Here is a 16,982-nt window from a genome sequence, read left to right as displayed (position 1 = left end):
GAATGAATGCGCCATGCGTACCGATACTTGGCCACCACAAGGTCATTCCGGAGCGCATCTACGGGCGTTGTCGCAGAGGACTTCATTTACGCATATGCGGGTCCGCGCGGCTCATCCGGCAGATCTTCGTGCACCCCCTGCGATCTGCGGATATCAAGCGGCGCGCAATTGAAATGACGACGAAACATGCGGCTGAGATGGGACGAGTCACAGAAGCCGCATTCGACGGCAATGGATGCCACCGATTTCTGCGTGGTTTCGATCAGACGGCGAGCCAACGAAAGCCGCACGCCGAGAAAAACAGTCTGGGGAGAGTTGCCAAGCGCAGCTCGAAAATGCCTCTCCAGTTGTCGCTTGCTGTTTCCCATGCGGCGCGCGATATCGCCGATCGAGAGAGGCGTGTCGATATTCTGCTGCATGATGAGCAACGCGCGTTTCACCATCGGATCTTGCGTCTTCAGATCGATTGGAATCCCCGGCTGCGGTTTTTCCGGATGGAGAGCATCATCTATGATCATGATGTGCAGGCTCTTGCTCGCCTGTGCCCGTCCAACATGTTTTTCGACGAGATGCGCGGCAAGATGAGCGGAGCTTACGCCGCCTGAACATGTGAGGCGATTTCTATCGATGACGAAAATCTGGTCGGAGACCGGCGTTAGACCGTCGAACTGCTCAAGAAAATCCGTGTGGTGGAACCAGCTCACGCAGCATTTATGTCCGTCCATCAAACCGGCACGGTGGAGAATGAATGCCCCGGTACATATGCCGACCAGCGGCACGCCGGCAGCGGCCGCCTTCTGCAAATACTGAATATAGTTTGCGCTGATATTGGGTATCTCGTCGATCAGTCCCCCGATAACGACAATGTAGTCGAATTTGGTCGGATCCCCCAATCTTTCATTTGGCTGCACGGAAACGCCGCAACTCGACTGGACTGCACTCATCGTATCCGAGAGAATTGCCCATTCGCACATTATGGGTCGGCTCCGGTCACCTTCATCGGCGGCGAGCCTCAGCACGTCAACGAAATTGGCGAAGGCGCATAATGTGAATCGCTTGGCGAGGATGAATCCCACAGAAAGGCGTGGTCCATCACCTCTCTTCCTCAAAGCTCTTGAGGCGGCCGCTTGGGGTCGAGGCTCCTGCACCATTTTCAAAGTTGCCCCCGCCTTTTTCTTTCCTTTGGAAGTGTCGTAGTGATAGTCCAAATTTGACGCAAATGTACTGTGCAGCCACGACATTTGTCACAATACTTCCGCCAATTTCGCAGAAAGCGCATACCGACAGAAAGCGGGAAGAAGCGACAGGCTGACTTTTATGTGGCGCGTTCTTGACAGCAGCGCACCGCTGATGCCCAAGGGAGGCAGCGACAAGGTTATGCGTAAGACACTGACATCAACATTCGGCATCAACGGATTGGACCTCTTCCGATGAAACAATATGTTCTACGGGTATCCTGCAAATCGACGCGTGGGATTGTTGCGGCGATAGCGAATTATCTGGCCGACCAAGGCTGCACGCTGCTCGACTCCAGTCAGTTCGACGATCTCGATACCGGCAAGTTCTTCATGCGCGTCTCCTTCATCTCCGAGGAAGGCGTCAACCAGCAGAAGCTGGTCGAAGGCTTCAAGCCGGTCGCCGAAAAATTCGAGATGGATGCCGAGATCTATGACGCGCAGAAGCGCATGAAGGTGCTGTTGATGGTGTCGCGCTTCGGCCATTGCCTCAACGACCTGCTCTATCGCTGGAAGATCGGCGCGCTGCCGATCGACATCGTCGGCGTCGTCTCCAACCATTTCGATTACCAGAAGGTGGTGGTCAACCACGACATCCCCTTCCACCACATCAAGGTGACGAAGGACAACAAGCCGCAGGCCGAAGCCCAGTTGATGGAGCTGGTCGAGCAGACCGGCACGGAGCTCATCGTGCTTGCCCGCTACATGCAGGTGCTGTCGGATGCGCTGTGCAAGAAGATGTCGGGCAAGATCATCAACATCCACCATTCCTTCCTGCCGAGCTTCAAGGGCGCCAATCCCTACAAGCAGGCCTATGAGCGCGGCGTCAAGCTGATCGGCGCGACGGCCCATTACGTCACCGGCGATCTCGACGAAGGTCCGATCATCGAGCAGGACACGGCGCGCATCACGCATGCGCAGTCGGCGGAAGACTATGTGTCGATCGGCCGCGATGTCGAAAGCCAGGTGCTGGCGCGGGCCATCCATGCGCATATCCACTACCGCACCTTCCTCAACGGCAACCGCACCATCGTCTTCCCGGCAAGCCCGGGAAGCTATGCCTCGGAACGCATGGGGTGAGAGACATAAAATCGACGGGAAATCTCATGCTGAAGCTCGGAATGTGCAGAAAATCGATGGCATCCCTGCAATGACAGTGACATTTAGCCTGCAGTGAGCCGTGCTGCAGTACCCGTGAGAAACGGCCGTGCCCGAGAGGTGTATGTAAAGGCGAGACCGGGATCACGCGTAAGCTTCGGATGGCCCGCTTTGAACATCTGCTGTCGGGTTCTGTCACATGGTCAGTCGAAAACATTGCTAGACCCGGCATCATAGAGTGAATTTCAACCTCAATAGAAACGAAGAGGGGTAAAAATGTCAGCGTTTCCCGAAAGAGCGAGGGTAGTCATCGTCGGCCTCGGAGGTATCGTTGGTGCATCAATCGCGCATCATCTGATCGAACGCGGTTGGGACAACATCGTTGGCATCGATAAGTCGGGCATCCCTACTGACATCGGGTCCACGGCGCATGCCTCGGATTTTTGCTACACCACAAGCCATGACTATCTCTCGGTCTGGACGACCCAGTACTCGATCGATTTCTTCGAAAAGATGGGCCACTATGCCCGCATCGGCGGTCTCGAAGTCGCTCGTACCGGCGACGATACCTGGATGGAAGAAATCAAGCGCAAGGTGACGTCCGCCAAATCCTTTGGCACCCGCGCCCATCTCGTGACGCCCTCCGAGATCAAGAAGATGTTCCCGCTGATCGAGGAAGATCAGGTCATGGGCGGCATGTTCGATCCGGATGCCGGGCTCGTCGTTCCGCGCTCGCAGACCGTTGCAGGCAAGTTGGTCGATGCCGCGGAGAAATCCGGCAAGCTTCAAGTATTTGGCAACACACCGGCCAAGTCGCTGATCGTCGAAGGCGGCCGCATCAAGGGCGTCGTCACACATCGCGGCACCATCATGGCTGACCATGTCGTCGTCTGCGCCGGCCTGTGGGGCCGCCTGATCGCCGAAATGGTCGGCGAAGATCTGCCCGTCATGCCGGTCGACCACCCCCTCACCTTCTTCGGCCCCTACAACGAATTCGAAGGCACGGGCAAGGAAATCGGCTATCCACTGCTGCGCGATCAGGGCAACTCCGCCTATATGCGCGACACCGGCGACCCGAAGACCACGGAAGGCGGTCAGATCGAATGGGGTTACTACGAGAAGGACAATCCGCGCATGTGCCATCCGCGCGAATTGCTCGAAAAACACGAGGCGCGCCTCTCGCCCTCGCAGCGCGATCTGGACATGGAGCAGATTCTCGAACCGCTCGAGCGCGCCATGGAGCTGACGCCAATTCTCGGCGAGCTCGGCTATAACGAGGGCCACTCGTTCAACGGTCTCCTGCAGGTATCCGCCGCCGGCGGCCCGTCGTGTGGCGAGAGCCAGAAGGTGCGCGGCCTCTGGTACTGTGTCGCCATCTGGGTCAAGGACGGTCCCGGTTACGGCAAGTTGATTGCCGACTGGATGACCGATGGTCGCACCGAGATCGACCACGCCAGCATCGACTATTCGCGCTTCTACCCGCACCAGCTCGAAGAGAAATTTATCGAAGGCCGCTGCTACGAAGCCGCGCAGAAGATCTATTTCCCGGCGGTCCACACGCGCGAACCTTATGCCTCGGGCCGCAACGTCAAGCGCTCGCCTTTCTACGAGCGCGAAAAGGAGCTTGGCGGCTATTTCATGGAGCTGGGCGGTTGGGAGCGTGCTCACGGCTACGCCGCCAACGAACATCTGCTGGAGAAGTATGGCGACCGGGTTCCGGTTCGCGAAAACGAATGGGACAATCGCCACTTCTGGCGCGTCTCCAATGCCGAGCATCTGGCGATGAGCGAGGACTGCGGCATCGTCAATCTCAGCCATTTCTACATGTTCGACGTCGAAGGGCCTGACCATGTCGAACTTATGGAATGGGTCTGCGCCGCAAAGATCGGCGGCGACGCCAATATCGGCAAGGGCATCTATACCCACTTCCTCGACGACGAGGGCATGGTGCGCGCCGACTTGACGGTCATTCGCATGGCCGATCGTTGCCGCGTGATCGACGGAGCCGACGCTGGTCCGCGCGATTTCCACTACATAAAACGTATTGCCGAGGATAAGGGCTTCGACGTCACCGTCACGGACGTCTCCGAGAAGTTCGTCACCATCGGCATCTGGGGTCCGAACGCCCGCGCCACGCTGAAGAAGGTCGTTGCCGATCCGGCGGGGCTCGACCCCGAGAACTTCGCCTTTGCAGCGATCAAGCCTATCGAGATCGCGGGCAAGCGGGTCACTGCCTTCCGCATCTCTTATGTCGGCGAGCAGGGCTGGGAACTGCACATGGCATACGAGGATGGCCTTGCCGTCTGGGATGCGCTCCGTGCAACGGGTGTCATGGCCTTCGGCGTCGAAACATATGCAAACTCGCGCCGCATGGAAAAAAGCCTGCGCCTGCAGAACGCAGATCTTCTGACCCAGTACAACCTGCTCGAATGCGACCTCGCCCGCCCGAAGGTCAAGGAAGCCGACTTCCGCGGCAAGGCGAAACATCTGGAGTACAAGGCGCGCGACCATCAGCCGGCCGTGCTCTGCACCCTCGTCATGACCGACAATGTCGACAGCAAGGGTATCGCCCGCTATCCGCTCGGCAACCTCCCGGTCATGGACCCGGAGACCGGCGAGGTGCTGGTGGACGAACTCGGCCGCCGCTCCTACACGACCTCGATCGCTTTTGGCCCAACCATCGGTAAGAATATTGCGCTCGCCTATCTGCCGTGGAGCTATTGCCAGGAAGGTCGCAAGCTGAACATCGAATATTTCGCCGAGACCTATCCGGTCGAGGTGGTCGGTGTTGGTTACAAGCCGATCTATGATCCTGAAAGCCTGAAGCCGAAAAGCTAAGCGCTTGATCTGAAACAGTGCATAAGTACCGTCACTTTGACGGCATTCATCGAAGCAATTGCTTGGCGCAGCCACATCTCGGCAGCGCCAAGCGATGCTGGTGTCTCCGAATAATTCTTGTTGCTTGTTTTGCTGTCACTGTCTCGAAATAACCACCCGATCGTCGCAAACATCCTATTTGTTTCAAACACAGAGTATATATGACTGGCATGAGCGGTGATCCACATTCGTCGACGTGCGAAAGGTCAGTTACCCTTTCAATGATGGCCAGCATAGAGTGCCCAGCTTTCGAGCAACCTGATGCCCTTTGCGGGCTGGTTGAGCATTTGTCCCTAACAGCAGCATCAATCCAGCAGGTCTTGGCACGCGACAACGAGGGTGACCCGACTTCCAATATAATTCAGTCCGGCGAACACCAGTATAGTCTCGAGGCTTGCTGCCGTTCACCGGCGCATCAGGAGCTTTAGAGCAATTCCAGGAAAAGTGCGAAGCGGTTTTCCGTCCGGAATTGCGTAAAAACAAGGAGATAGAGCGGGAAAGCGATTCCGTGAAACGCTGGACCGCTCTAGACTAGCGCAGGAGGAGGAGCTCCTGCTAGCCGTTGAAGCGGGTTTACGCGGCGCAACCCGCTCGTCCAAGACATGCCGCAAAATGAGGGAGCGATAATGAAAAAACTACTTGCGTCCACATGCCTGATGTTTGGCCTGCTCGGCGGAGCTTCGATTGCAAGCGCCGCAGAATGCGGGAGCGTCACCATCGCCAGCATGAACTGGCAAAGCGCGGAGGTTCTCTCGAACCTCGACAAGATCATTCTAAATGAAGGATATGGCTGCAGCGCCGAGATCACCGTCGGCGACACGGTCCCGACGATCACCTCCATGGCTGAAAAGGGCCAGCCGGATATCGCGCCGGAAGCCTGGATCGATCTTCTTCCCGAAGTCGTCAAGAAGGGCACGGAAGAAGGCAAGCTGGTTGTCGCCGGCACGTCCCTCCCCGACGGCGGTGTACAGGGATGGTGGATCCCGAAATATGTCGCCGACGCTCATCCGGACATCAAGACAATCCCGGACATGCTGAAGCATCCCGAACTCTTCCCCGATCCGGAAGACGCCAAGAAGGGTGCCATTTTCAACGGCCCGCAGGGCTGGGGCGGCACGATCGTCACCTCGCAATATTATAAGGCCTTCAATGCGGAAAAGGCTGGCTTCACGCTGGTCGACACCGGTTCTGCGGCGGGCCTCGACGGCTCGATCGCCAAGGCCTATGAGCGCAAGGAAGGCTGGGTGGGCTACTATTGGGCACCGACCGCTCTTCTCGGCAAATATGCGATGGTGAAGCTCGATGCGGGCGTGCCTGCCGATGCGGCCGAATGGAAGCGCTGCAACACCGTGGCTGACTGCCCCGACCCGAAGCCGAATGCATGGCCGGTCGATCACGTCGTAACTCTGGTTGCGAAGTCCTTCTCCGAAAAGGCCGGCCCGGATGTGCTCGACTACCTCAAGAAGCGCTCCTGGAGCAATGACACCGTCAACAAGCTGATGGCCTGGATGACCGACAATCAGGCAACGGGCGAAGACGGTGCCAAGCACTTCCTGAAGGAAAACAAGGACGTCTGGACGAAGTGGGTTTCGCCGGAAGCGGCAAAGAAAATCGAAGCTTCGTTGTAATCGCAAAATCATGCGGTGCGCAAAAAGCGCACCGCTTCCTAGCTGCCGATAAAATCAAAAAGACTTGCCACGGCTTCTTTTTTAAAAAAGGGGAACCGAATGGAATGGTTTTACCAATTTCCACACATGAACGATGAAACACTCGCCAGCCTGAAGAAGGGTATCGACGAAGCGTTTCGAACATTCACCCGCGGCTATGGCGACGCGATCGAAAGCTTTTTCTCTCCGCTGCAGCACTTTCTGATCGCGGCCGATCGTTTCATGACGCAAACGCCGTGGCCGATCATCACCCTGATCATTCTTGCGGTCGCCTGGGCAGCAAGCCGAAGCATGAAAATCGTCGTCGGCTGTCTCGTGACGCTCCTGCTGATCGGCTATTTCGACATGTGGGACGACACCATGCGGACGGTCTCCATGATCTTCGTGTGCACCCTGCTGTCGATCGCCATCGGCATTCCGATGGGCATCATCATGTCCCGCTCCGATCGCATACAGAAGGTGGTCAACCCCATCCTCGACGTCATGCAGACGATGCCGAGTTTCGTCTATCTCATCCCCGTGGTCATGTTGCTCGGGATCGGCAAAGTGCCGGGCCTCATCGCCGTGGTCATCTATGCCATTCCGCCGATGATCAGACTTACTGACCTTGGCATTCGCCTTGTCGACAAGGACGTTCTCGAGGCCGCCGATGCTTTTGGATCGTCCAACTGGCAGAAGCTTTTCAAGGTGCAATTGCCGCTCGCCCTCCCCACCATCATGGCCGGTATCAACCAGACGATCATGATGGCTTTGGCGATGGTCGTCATTGCCTCGATGATCGGCGTTCAGGGACTCGGTCAGCCGGTTCTGAAGGCCATTGCCAACCAGTATTTCACGCTCGGTATTTTCAATGGCCTCGCGATCGTCGGCATTGCCATCATCTTCGACCGTGTGAGCCAGGCCTATGGCAAGAGAATCCAGAAACACCGGGAGACCGTCCATGGCTGATCATCATTTCGGCGGCATCAAGGTCCGCCATCTCTACAAGATCTTTGGACCCAATCCCAAAGCCCATATCGAGGCCGTTCAGAACGGCCTGACCAAAGCGGATCTCAATGAGAAGCATGGCCACGTTCTGGGGCTGAAGGACATCAACCTCGAAATTCCTTCGGGATGCATCCAGGTCATCATGGGGCTTTCCGGCTCGGGCAAGTCCACCTTGATCCGGCATATCAATCGCCTCATCGACCCAACGGCCGGTGAAATGCTGGTGGACGGCGTCGACATCGTGAAGATGAATGCGGATAAGCTTCGGCAATTCCGCAGGCATCAGACAGCAATGGTGTTCCAGAAGTTCGCGCTCCTTCCTCATCGCAATGTGCTCGACAACACCGTTTACGGCCTCGAAGTGCAGGGCATGGACCGGGCGAAGAGCGTTGTCATTGCCATGAATTGGCTGGAGCGCGTCGGCCTCAAGGGATTTGAGAAAAAATATCCCAACCAGCTTTCGGGCGGCATGCAGCAGCGCGTCGGCCTCGCCCGAGCGCTTGCCAACGACGCCCCCGTTCTTCTGATGGACGAGGCCTATTCGGCTCTCGATCCGCTGATCCGCATGGACATGCAGACGGTTCTTCTGGATCTGCAGAAGGAGATCAAGAAAACCATCGTCTTCATCACCCATGACCTCGACGAGGCGCTTCGTCTCGGCGATCAGATCGCGATCCTGCGCGACGGCGAAGTCATCCAGCAGGGTACCAGCCAGGATATCGTCCTGCGGCCGGCCGACGAATACGTCGCCAATTTCGTAAAAGAGGTCAACAGAGGGCGCGTCGTTCAGGTCGAGGCTATCATGATGCCACTACCATCGGCAGCCCCGACTGGCAGGCCAACGATCGCAGCAGGCACCACAGTTGAAGAAGCGGTGCGCTTGTTATGCTCTTCCCCTGACGGAGAGGTTCATGTCGTCGCACCAACGGGTCAACCGCTTGGAGTCGTGAATTTTCGCCAGCTGGCGACGGCCATGGTCAATTCGCACTAACGACCAAGTCTGGGCGCAGGCGGATTGTAGTTTCGCCTGTAGCCACCTGGTTAGCCATATTGGCTTGAACCCTTAAATAAGGCGGATAGGTGAGCAAGCGCACCATCTGCGAAACGTCGTTGGCCGAGACGCGACCAAATTCCGACTGTTTGAATATCGGAAAAATAACCGGCCCTTTCCGAAGAGATCCAGCTTGCCAACCATTCTGAAAGTAGCATCAGCGTCTTTCGTGCAGCCGACGAGTTGCGCTTAAAAACCGCACCAAGCGGGCGCTCTTTTTAAATCTATGCGCCATATTCAATCTGCGACACAAATGTCGCGATGCACGCTTGGGCGCGTTAAGCGATGCGTTATGTTCAAGCCGTTCTCGGGTGCGGCATCGAACGGTGATGCGGATAATTGGAAAGCCGGCGACCTTCGCCGCCGCCCTCGTAACGGTAGCAGAGCGAATATCGACAAAGTTCCACTGGCTGTTTGCCTCGGAAGGCCTGTCGAAGTCCGAACGGACAGTTCTGAAGCCCGGAAGCCAGTTCGAGACGAAAAATGAAACGACTGATTGCGATGGGCGATCAGGCGGGGGTACCGCTTTGCGGTATCGATGCCGACGATGCCATCCAACAGTCCCTTTGGGGATCAAGAGAATGGATACTGCCAGCGACGTGCTCCGCAAGCTCAAGAACCGGCGCCAAGGTTACAGCCTCGAGCAGGCTTTTTACACCGATCCCGACTATTACAAGCTCGACTTGGAGACCATCTGGTATCGCGACTGGCTGTTCATCGGTCACGACTGCGAAATCCCCAAGGCCGGCAATTATTTCACGGCGCAGGTCGGCGACTATTCCGTCGTTGTCACCCGCGACCGGAATGGAACAATCCACGCGCTGCACAATTCCTGTCGCCATCGCGGCTCGCGCGTCTGTGCGCAAGACAGGGGCTCGTCGGCGAAACTTGTTTGTCCCTATCACCAGTGGACCTATGAGCTGGATGGCAGCCTGCTGTTCGCCCGCCATATGGCCGAGGATTTCGACAAGAGCCAACATGGCCTGAAGCCGATCCATTGCCAGACCGTCGGCGGATACATCTTCATCTGCCTTGCCGACCAGGCACCGGATTTCGCGCCCTTCCGAGATACCGTCGAGCCCTACCTTGCACGACATCGTCTCGGCGAAACGAAGGTCGCTTTCGAAAGCACGATCATCGAGAAAGGCAATTGGAAGCTCGTCTGGGAAAACAATCGCGAGTGCTATCACTGCGCCGCCAATCACCCGGAACTTTGCCGCACTTATCCGGAGGCGCCAAGTGCTACCGGCGTGCAGGGTGCCAAGGATGATCCGGTCATCGCCGAGCACTGGGCTAAGTGCGAGGCAGCGGGACTTCCGAGCGAATTCCGCATCTCGCCGACCGGCCAATTCCGTGCCGCACGCATGCCGCTCATCCAAAACGCCGAGAGCTATACCATGTCAGGTGCCCGTGCAGTGCAGCGTCCGCTCGCCAACGACATGCTGGAAAGCGGTATCGGCACGCTCCTGCTCTTCCACTATCCTACCACCTGGAACCACGTGCTCGCAGACCACGCGGTCACCTTCCGCGTTTTGCCGCTCGGGCCGGAACGGACGCAGGTCACGACCAAATGGCTCGTCAACAAGGATGCGGTCGAAGGCGTCGACTACCGCCTTGATGAGCTTACGCATGTCTGGACCGAGACGAACGATCAGGACCGTCGGATTGTTGAAGAAAATGCCTTCGGCATCCGCTCGCCCGCTTACGAACCCGGCCCCTACTCGCCGGAAGACGAAAATGGCGTCATGCAGTTCGTTGAATGGTATTCCAACTTCATGATCGATCGACTCGACGGCGTGAAGAAGCCTCTGTTGCAGGTGGCATGATATGACGACCGTCAGCACATTTCGCCACTTCGACGAACTGCAGCCGTGGAATGACCGCCACGACCTGTTGGAGTGCATCGCCGCCACGGAGGAGACGGCGGACGTAATGACCTTCACGTTCCGCTCCGACCGAGACAATTGGTTCCGATATTTGCCGGGCCAATTTGTGACCCTGGAGTTACCCGTTTCCGAGAACGAGCCGGTATTCCGCACCTATACGCTGTCGTCGACGCCCTCACGACCCTTTTCCGTCTCCGTGACGGTGAAGGCCCAGGCGACGAGCATCGGTACGCGCTGGATGTTCGACAATCTGAGGCCAGGTATGAAGCTGAAGGCCTTCGGGCCGCTCGGCGACTTCTCATTCGTGCGCCATCCCGGCGAAAAATATCTCTTCATCTCCGGCGGCTCCGGCATCACACCGATGATGTCGATGATCCGCTGGATGGCAGACTGCACGCCGCAGGCGGACGTTGCCTTCATCTCCTGCGCCCGCACACCGGACGACCTGCTCTTCAAGACGGAACTTGAATGTCTCGCGGCGCAGATGCCGAAGCTTTCGCTCGGCTTCATCGTCAAGAACCACAATCCGCGTGACGGCTGGCATGGGCTGCGTGGCCGCATCGATGCGGCTCGTCTTTCATTGCTCACCCCCGACTTCCGCGAGCGCACGGTGTTTTGTTGCGGTCCCGAGCCCTTCATGCGCGGCGTGCGCGACATGTTGAAGGTCTGCGGCTTCAACATGGACCGTTACCATGAGGAAAGCTTCCAGCCGGCGGCAGCACCCGCCGCCGAGGAACTTGCGGTGCGCGCCGGCCCGGGCGAGACCGATGCCGATGCGGTTGCGACGGTCACCTTCACCATGGCCGGCAAGGACGCAAAATGCCCGCCTGGCCAGACGATCCTGCAGACGGCCCGCGCCATCGGCGTACGCATCGGTGCTGCCTGCGAGGGTGGCCTATGCGGCACTTGCCGTATCATGAAGGTTTCCGGCGAAGTCGATATGCGTCACAACGGCGGCATTCTCGATGAGGAAATCGAGGAAGGCTACATCCTGGCCTGCTGCTCGCAGCCAATCGGAGATGTGTCGATCGAGGCGTGAGATGGAGCGCGCCCACAGATATCGGTGGCGTCGCTTTCCTGAAGGCGCCGTATCCTGCGGGTGCGGTCTTTGCCGGAAACCGCTGAAATTGCGGTGGCCGTGGTCGGTCTTACATTGGCTCTCGCACTAAAAGTTGAGCTTCGGTTCGCTCGCCAGGAGTAGAATGCGAGCGAACCGAGAGCTATCCGCTTGGGAGGGGATGGCTCAAAGATACCGTCAGATATCGACGATGAGACCCTTGGCTTTCAGCACTGGTTCAAGCTTGCTGACTTCGATGACCGATTTGCCTTGCTTGTAGGCTTCGATATAGCCTGCCTCGGCATCCTCACGCGCCTGCGAAAGCCGCGCTGCCTCTTGCGCGTCTCCTCTACGAACGACAACGAGACCGTCCGCGTCGCCGACGACGATATCGCCGGGATTGATGATCTCTCCGCCGACGATGACAGGATCGTTGACCGCTGCGATCGTCTCCTTGACCGTGCCTTTGATGCAGACGCTGAGCGAGAAGACCGGAAATCCGAGTTGCCGCAACTGAAGCGTATCGCGCACGCCAGTATCGGTCACCAATCCGCCGATGCCCTTGGCGAGGCAGGCATTGGCCAGAACATCGCCGAAGGAGCCCGCTTCCTCATATTCGCCCGCGGAGACGACGATGATGTCGCCCGGCCTTGCGTAGTTGATCGCAAGCTGCAGCATGATGTTGTCGCGCGGCGCGCACTTCACCGTGAAGGCCGGGCCGCAAAGCTTCATGCGATAGTCCACGGGCTTCAAGCGTGAGGACAGTGCGCCGCGGCGGCCCTGGGCCTCATGGATCGTTGCGGGCGAAAATTTGGAGAGCGCCTCGATGTCTGCTTTGCTCGGTCGTTCGGCGATATCTTTGATGTGGGTCATGGAAACTTCTCATGGTTAGGCCGGCGGCAGGCATTGCCGCCGGCGATCGACAACGGCGTTAGGGGATCGGGTCGAACTTCAATTCGGAGATCGGTACGACCTTCTCGTTGCGGGTCATCTTGTATTCGGTGTTCGGGCCAAGCCATTTGTCCCAGATCTTGTTGATCTCGCCGGAGTCGTCGAGCTTGTGCAGGATTGCGTTGATCTTTGCGGTTAGCGCAGGCTGGTCCTTCTGCATGCCGACACCGACCGGCTCCAACAGCATCGGCTCGTCGATCATGCGCATTTTCTTGCCCTTGGTCTGCGACTGGTTGACCAGCAGCGTCGTCGTCATGGTGTTCGCCACCATGCCGCGCGCCTTGCCCTGCTGAACGGCGAGGTAGGCAGATCCCGTATCCTGGAAGGTGAGCGGGTCGGATTTGTTGAGCTTGATCGCCAGTTCCGAGGTCGAGCCCTTGGTCGAGGCAAGACGCTGGCCTTCGTAATCGGCCTTCTTCTTGCCGGCGTCATCGGCGGGAACAATGAGCATTTCCTTGGCAACATAATAGGGATCGCTGAACTGGATCTGCTCGGCGCGGCTCAGCGTGTAGGCAAGGTTGGCGACCGTGATGTCGACGCGGCCAAGCTTGACTTCAGGGACGCGCGCCTCGACCGAAATCGGCTTGATCTCGGCTTTCACGCCGAGTTCGTTTGCGATCGCCTTGCACAGATCGACGTCGAACCCAACCATTTCGCGGGTCTTGGGATCAGGAGAGGAAAACGGCGGGACATCCGCATAGGTCGCGCAGCGCAGTGTCTTTGCCGACATGATCGTGTCGAGTTGATCGGCCTTGGCCGGCATGGCGACTGCGATGCCCGCGACTGCCAGCGGTATAGTGAAGCATTTCCAGTTCATTGCTGTTCTCCTTGTTATGATTTGTGATGCCCAGAGCGGTTCAGCTTTTCACGGAATCTTGGAACCGCTCTATCTCTTTGTTTTTTCACAATTCCGGACGGAAAGCGGCTCATGCACTTTTCCTGGAATTGCTCTAGTGGCGCAGATCGGAAAGAAAGCGCTGAGCTCTGGGATGGCGGGGATTTTTAAAGAACTCTTCCGGCGGAGCGGTCTCCAGGATCTCACCAGCATCGATGAACCAAATGCGGTCGGCCACATCGCGGGCAAAGCCCATTTCATGCGTGACGCAGAGCATGGTCATTCCTTCGGCCGCCAGGCTTTTCATGACGCTCAGCACCTCGCCCACCATCTCCGGATCGAGCGCGCTCGTCGGTTCATCAAAGAGCATGACAGGCGGCTCCATCGCGAGCGCGCGGGCGATGGCCACACGCTGCTGCTGACCACCCGAAAGCTGACCGGGATAGGCATTTGCCTTGTCGGCAAGGCCGACGCGATGAAGCAGCGCAACGGCCTTGTCGCGCGCGACGTTCGCCGGCACGCCCTTCACCCGGATTGGCGACATGGAAATGTTGTCGATGACAGACAAATGGGGAAACAGGTTGAAATTCTGAAAAACGAAACCGATCCGGCTACGTAGCCGGTTTAGCTCAGAACCGCTCATCGGAGCATGAATATTCTTGCCTTCGAAATCTATCGAACCGCTGTTGATCTCCTCCAGCCTGTTGACCGTACGGATCAGGGTGGACTTGCCGGAACCGGACGGCCCACAAATGACGACGACCTCGCCGCGGCTGACATCGGCGTTGATGTTCTTCAACACCTGGTAATGACCGTAGCTCTTGCAGACCTCGTGAAGACGGATCTCCTGAGGGTCCTGCGGCCCGGGAACTGGGATGCTCATAGCTGCTCCCTAAATGTTTTGAGAGGAACGACATCGGTGCGAAGGCGAGCTTTGCTCGGCCCCGCGCGTCGGCGAGTAATTCGCTTTTCCACGCTGTTGGCGATTTGGGTAAGGCTCCAGCAAAGGAGATAGTAGACCGCGGCGAGGATGAAGAAGACCTGGAAGGGCTGCGAGAGAAGTTGGTTGTTCACCTGGCTTGCCGCGAACGTGAGATCCGGCACGTTGATGACATAACCAAGCGTCGTGTCCTTGATCGTCGAGACGAACGTCGAAATCATGCTCGGGATCATATTGTAGAGCGCCTGCGGCAGGATCACGAAGCGCATCGCTCCGATATAACTATGGCCGAGGGCCCTGGCGGCGTCCATTTGCCCTTGGCCCAGTGAAACAATGCCGGCCCGCACGACCTCGCTCAAGAACGCGCCTTCGTAGATGACAAGCGTTACCAGCATGATCAGGAAACTTGGCACGTCGGCGCCGGTCCATAACGGAACGAGGAAATAGGACCAAAGGATCAGCATCAGCAGCGGAACGCCGCGTGTGATGTAGACCAGACCGGTCACCGGCCATCTGAGGACCGCCCATTTGGAAAGGCGCGCCATTGCAAGCAGGATGCTGACCGGGAATGCGAGCGCGATGGCGAGTGCGGAAAGGATAAGCGTATTGGCAAGACCGCCCAGCGGGCCGTTGGGATACTGGCCGATCAGCAGCAGAAGCCAATAGTCATGGATGATATTGATGACGTCCTGGATCATGCCCGCGCCCTCCGCACCGGATCGGATCGCATGGAGAGATATGCACCCAACGCCATGATGATGAGGGAGAAGAACAGATAGATTACGGTGCCGATCAGGTAGATCTCAAAGGTGCGGAAACTGACGTTGTCGATCTCCTTGATCGCATGCGTAAGCTCAGACGCACCGACGACGATAGCGAGACTGCTGTTTTTGAAAAGGGATACACTGTGATTGATCAGTGGCGGCAGTGCATTACGCAGGCCCTGGGGCATGATCACGAAACGCATTGCGGAGAGGTAGCCATGCCCGAGAGCTTTGGCGGCCTCCATCTGCCCTGGACCGACGGAACGAAGGCCGGAACGCAAGTCCTCACTGAAATAGGCCGCTTGACACAAACCCAGCCCGATGACTGCGAATATGGCCTCGGCATTATGGTTGGCGAGCCAGTCGGTCGCGCCTTGTGGCATCAGCGAATAGATCCCGAAATACCACAGCATGAGCTGCACAAGGGTCGGAACATTGCGGTGATAGGAGACGTAGGCTTTTACGACGGGGTCACCAATACGAAGTGGCGACATGCGGAACGCAAAAAGCAGAATGGCGAGCGTCATGGCAAGCAGCCAGGAGCCGATGTAGATGACGAAAGTCATCTCGATGCCCTGCAGGAGCATCGTCAGATAGTCCGGATTGCTCAGGATGGCCGAGAGATCGAACCCGCTCACCGCTTGGCACCTTCCGCGTCGGATTTGGCGGCTGGGGTCTCTGGCTTTGCCGTCTGAAGGCCGCCCATCACCTGCAATGTCGGGGTGATTTCCATGTGGCCGATATTGACCGCGACCGGCGCGGCGATAGCAAAGGCGATCGCCTCTGCGATATCGACGGCTTGCGGCAGCTCGAAACCGTCGATGAAACGTTCGCGCACACTCGGGTCGCTGCCATGGACGTGATTGAAAATATCGGTCGCGACGCGGCCGGGGCAGATTTCGGTCACGCGGACGCGCTTGCCGAACGCATCGATACGCAACTGGTTCGACAGCATGGCGACGCCCGCTTTGACGGCATGATAGGTGGAGTTGCCGCCGAAATTATAGTTGCCGGCAATCGAGGAGACGTTGACGACATGGCCGCGGTCGCGCGCCACCATTCCCGGCACGATCAGACGGCAGATATGCAGGACGGCGCGGAGATTGACGTCGACGAGGAGGTCTATGTCCTCTTCGTCGGCTTGAAGGAATTTTTTCGGCCGGTCGACGCCGGCATTGTTGATCAGAATGTCGAACTGAACGCGGTTCGCGAGTTCGGCAATGGCCGCGCGATCTGTCACATCGATGACGTGTGCAACGCATCCCGTGCGTTCCGCCAGTTCCTTCAGCGGACCGGCGCTGCGAGCAATCGCATGCACTTCGATGTTCTCGCGGCGAAGCCGCTCTACGACGGCTGCGCCGATGCCGGAGGAAGCGCCAGTGACCAACGCGGTCTTGTAATCGGAGAATGGCATTCTGATCCCCTTTTTGTTGCCATGGAGATTAGCGGAGCTTTAACTGCTTGCCTAAGACCGATTACTTTTGGAGTAATAAGTAACTTTTATGGAGACTGGCCGGCCACGGGCGAGCGGGTCGCGGGCGCGGGCAATTGCCTCTTTTTGCCGGAGCCCGCATGGCTTTCCCGCATCAGTCCGCGTTGCAAAACGGATGCGCGTCTGCAAACATGCCCGCAAA

The 16,982-nt window shown here is 57.8% G+C and carries 14 protein-coding genes and 1 riboswitch; of the genes, 7 read left to right on the top strand and 7 right to left on the bottom strand.

Annotation, left to right across the window (positions count from 1 at the left end; genetic code table 11):
• Nucleotides 1-86 precede the first annotated feature (86 nt).
• Nucleotides 87-1,151, bottom strand: coding sequence for a GlxA family transcriptional regulator (locus QA646_RS20200; RefSeq protein ID WP_283060509.1), 1,065 nt, complete (start codon nucleotides 1,149-1,151; stop codon nucleotides 87-89).
• 279 nt (nucleotides 1,152-1,430) lie between these two features.
• Between QA646_RS20200 and purU the strand changes: the two genes are divergently transcribed.
• The 7 genes from purU to QA646_RS20165 all read left to right on the top strand — a co-directional run bounded on the left by purU (nucleotide 1,431) and on the right by QA646_RS20165 (nucleotide 11,840).
• Complete coding sequence (gene purU / locus QA646_RS20195; protein WP_283059086.1) at nucleotides 1,431-2,315, top strand: formyltetrahydrofolate deformylase; 885 nt, start codon at nucleotides 1,431-1,433, stop codon at nucleotides 2,313-2,315.
• A 294-nt stretch (nucleotides 2,316-2,609) separates the two neighbouring features.
• Nucleotides 2,610-5,171, top strand: a complete 2,562-nt coding sequence (locus tag QA646_RS20190) for an FAD-dependent oxidoreductase (RefSeq protein WP_283060030.1) — start codon at nucleotides 2,610-2,612, stop codon at nucleotides 5,169-5,171.
• Between the two features lie 665 nt (nucleotides 5,172-5,836).
• The gene (locus QA646_RS20185) at nucleotides 5,837-6,838 is read left to right on the top strand and encodes an ABC transporter substrate-binding protein (protein WP_283060028.1); all 1,002 of its coding nucleotides are present in this window, start codon (nucleotides 5,837-5,839) and stop codon (nucleotides 6,836-6,838) included.
• Between the two features lie 99 nt (nucleotides 6,839-6,937).
• Entirely contained in the window at nucleotides 6,938-7,825 is an 888-nt protein-coding gene (locus QA646_RS20180; protein WP_283060027.1) for a proline/glycine betaine ABC transporter permease, read from the top strand.
• Complete coding sequence (locus tag QA646_RS20175; RefSeq protein WP_283060025.1) at nucleotides 7,818-8,855, top strand: glycine betaine/L-proline ABC transporter ATP-binding protein; 1,038 nt, start codon at nucleotides 7,818-7,820, stop codon at nucleotides 8,853-8,855. Before QA646_RS20180 ends, QA646_RS20175 begins: the two co-directional genes overlap by 8 nt.
• 352 nt (nucleotides 8,856-9,207) lie before the next feature.
• Nucleotides 9,208-9,405, top strand: a riboswitch (cobalamin riboswitch).
• Nucleotides 9,406-9,496: 91 nt separating this feature from the next.
• A complete protein-coding gene (locus QA646_RS20170; protein WP_283060024.1) occupies nucleotides 9,497-10,741 on the top strand; it encodes an aromatic ring-hydroxylating dioxygenase subunit alpha in 1,245 nt (414 codons plus the stop codon).
• 1 nt (nucleotide 10,742) lies between these two features.
• Entirely contained in the window at nucleotides 10,743-11,840 is a 1,098-nt protein-coding gene (locus QA646_RS20165; protein ID WP_283060023.1) for a hybrid-cluster NAD(P)-dependent oxidoreductase, read from the top strand.
• A 216-nt stretch (nucleotides 11,841-12,056) separates the two neighbouring features.
• Here the strand turns inward: QA646_RS20165 and QA646_RS20160 are convergent, their stop codons facing one another.
• From QA646_RS20160 to QA646_RS20135, 6 genes are all read right to left on the bottom strand, one after another.
• Entirely contained in the window at nucleotides 12,057-12,731 is a 675-nt protein-coding gene (locus QA646_RS20160; protein WP_283060022.1) for a 4-carboxy-4-hydroxy-2-oxoadipate aldolase/oxaloacetate decarboxylase, read from the bottom strand.
• A 58-nt stretch (nucleotides 12,732-12,789) separates the two neighbouring features.
• Complete coding sequence (locus QA646_RS20155) at nucleotides 12,790-13,626, bottom strand: ABC transporter substrate-binding protein (RefSeq protein ID WP_283060020.1); 837 nt, start codon at nucleotides 13,624-13,626, stop codon at nucleotides 12,790-12,792.
• 133 nt (nucleotides 13,627-13,759) lie between these two features.
• Nucleotides 13,760-14,527 carry an amino acid ABC transporter ATP-binding protein gene (locus QA646_RS20150; protein ID WP_283060019.1) on the bottom strand — a complete coding sequence of 256 codons (768 nt, stop codon included), beginning with the start codon at nucleotides 14,525-14,527 and terminating at the stop codon, nucleotides 13,760-13,762.
• Entirely contained in the window at nucleotides 14,524-15,282 is a 759-nt protein-coding gene (locus QA646_RS20145) for an amino acid ABC transporter permease (RefSeq protein WP_283060018.1), read from the bottom strand. The genes QA646_RS20150 and QA646_RS20145 overlap by 4 nt, the downstream gene beginning before the upstream one ends.
• The gene (locus tag QA646_RS20140) at nucleotides 15,279-15,986 is read right to left on the bottom strand and encodes an amino acid ABC transporter permease (RefSeq protein ID WP_283060017.1); all 708 of its coding nucleotides are present in this window, start codon (nucleotides 15,984-15,986) and stop codon (nucleotides 15,279-15,281) included. Before QA646_RS20140 ends, QA646_RS20145 begins: the two co-directional genes overlap by 4 nt.
• Nucleotides 15,983-16,762 (bottom strand): SDR family oxidoreductase, encoded by a 780-nt coding sequence (locus QA646_RS20135; protein ID WP_283060016.1) that lies wholly within the window; start codon nucleotides 16,760-16,762, stop codon nucleotides 15,983-15,985. Before QA646_RS20135 ends, QA646_RS20140 begins: the two co-directional genes overlap by 4 nt.
• Nucleotides 16,763-16,982 lie beyond the last annotated feature (220 nt).

This window comes from Rhizobium sp. CB3090 (assembly GCF_029714285.1).
GTDB lineage: Bacteria > Pseudomonadota > Alphaproteobacteria > Rhizobiales > Rhizobiaceae > Rhizobium.
Note: the sequence above shows the minus strand (reverse complement) of the source record. Positions and strands in the feature narration are given on the sequence as shown.

Excerpts from the sequence above, each read along its gene's own strand:
- QA646_RS20200 (WP_283060509.1), bottom strand. The coding sequence starts at position 1,151 with ATGGTGCAGGAGCCTCGACCCCAAGCGGCCGCCTCAAGAGCTTTGAGG.
- purU (WP_283059086.1), top strand. The coding sequence starts at position 1,431 with ATGAAACAATATGTTCTACGGGTATCCTGCAAATCGACGCGTGGGATT.
- QA646_RS20190 (WP_283060030.1), top strand. The coding sequence starts at position 2,610 with ATGTCAGCGTTTCCCGAAAGAGCGAGGGTAGTCATCGTCGGCCTCGGA.
- QA646_RS20185 (WP_283060028.1), top strand. The coding sequence starts at position 5,837 with ATGAAAAAACTACTTGCGTCCACATGCCTGATGTTTGGCCTGCTCGGC.
- QA646_RS20180 (WP_283060027.1), top strand. The coding sequence starts at position 6,938 with ATGGAATGGTTTTACCAATTTCCACACATGAACGATGAAACACTCGCC.
- QA646_RS20175 (WP_283060025.1), top strand. The coding sequence starts at position 7,818 with ATGGCTGATCATCATTTCGGCGGCATCAAGGTCCGCCATCTCTACAAG.
- QA646_RS20170 (WP_283060024.1), top strand. The coding sequence starts at position 9,497 with ATGGATACTGCCAGCGACGTGCTCCGCAAGCTCAAGAACCGGCGCCAA.
- QA646_RS20165 (WP_283060023.1), top strand. The coding sequence starts at position 10,743 with ATGACGACCGTCAGCACATTTCGCCACTTCGACGAACTGCAGCCGTGG.
- QA646_RS20160 (WP_283060022.1), bottom strand. The coding sequence starts at position 12,731 with ATGACCCACATCAAAGATATCGCCGAACGACCGAGCAAAGCAGACATC.
- QA646_RS20155 (WP_283060020.1), bottom strand. The coding sequence starts at position 13,626 with ATGAACTGGAAATGCTTCACTATACCGCTGGCAGTCGCGGGCATCGCA.
- QA646_RS20150 (WP_283060019.1), bottom strand. The coding sequence starts at position 14,527 with ATGAGCATCCCAGTTCCCGGGCCGCAGGACCCTCAGGAGATCCGTCTT.
- QA646_RS20145 (WP_283060018.1), bottom strand. The coding sequence starts at position 15,282 with ATGATCCAGGACGTCATCAATATCATCCATGACTATTGGCTTCTGCTG.
- QA646_RS20135 (WP_283060016.1), bottom strand. The coding sequence starts at position 16,762 with ATGCCATTCTCCGATTACAAGACCGCGTTGGTCACTGGCGCTTCCTCC.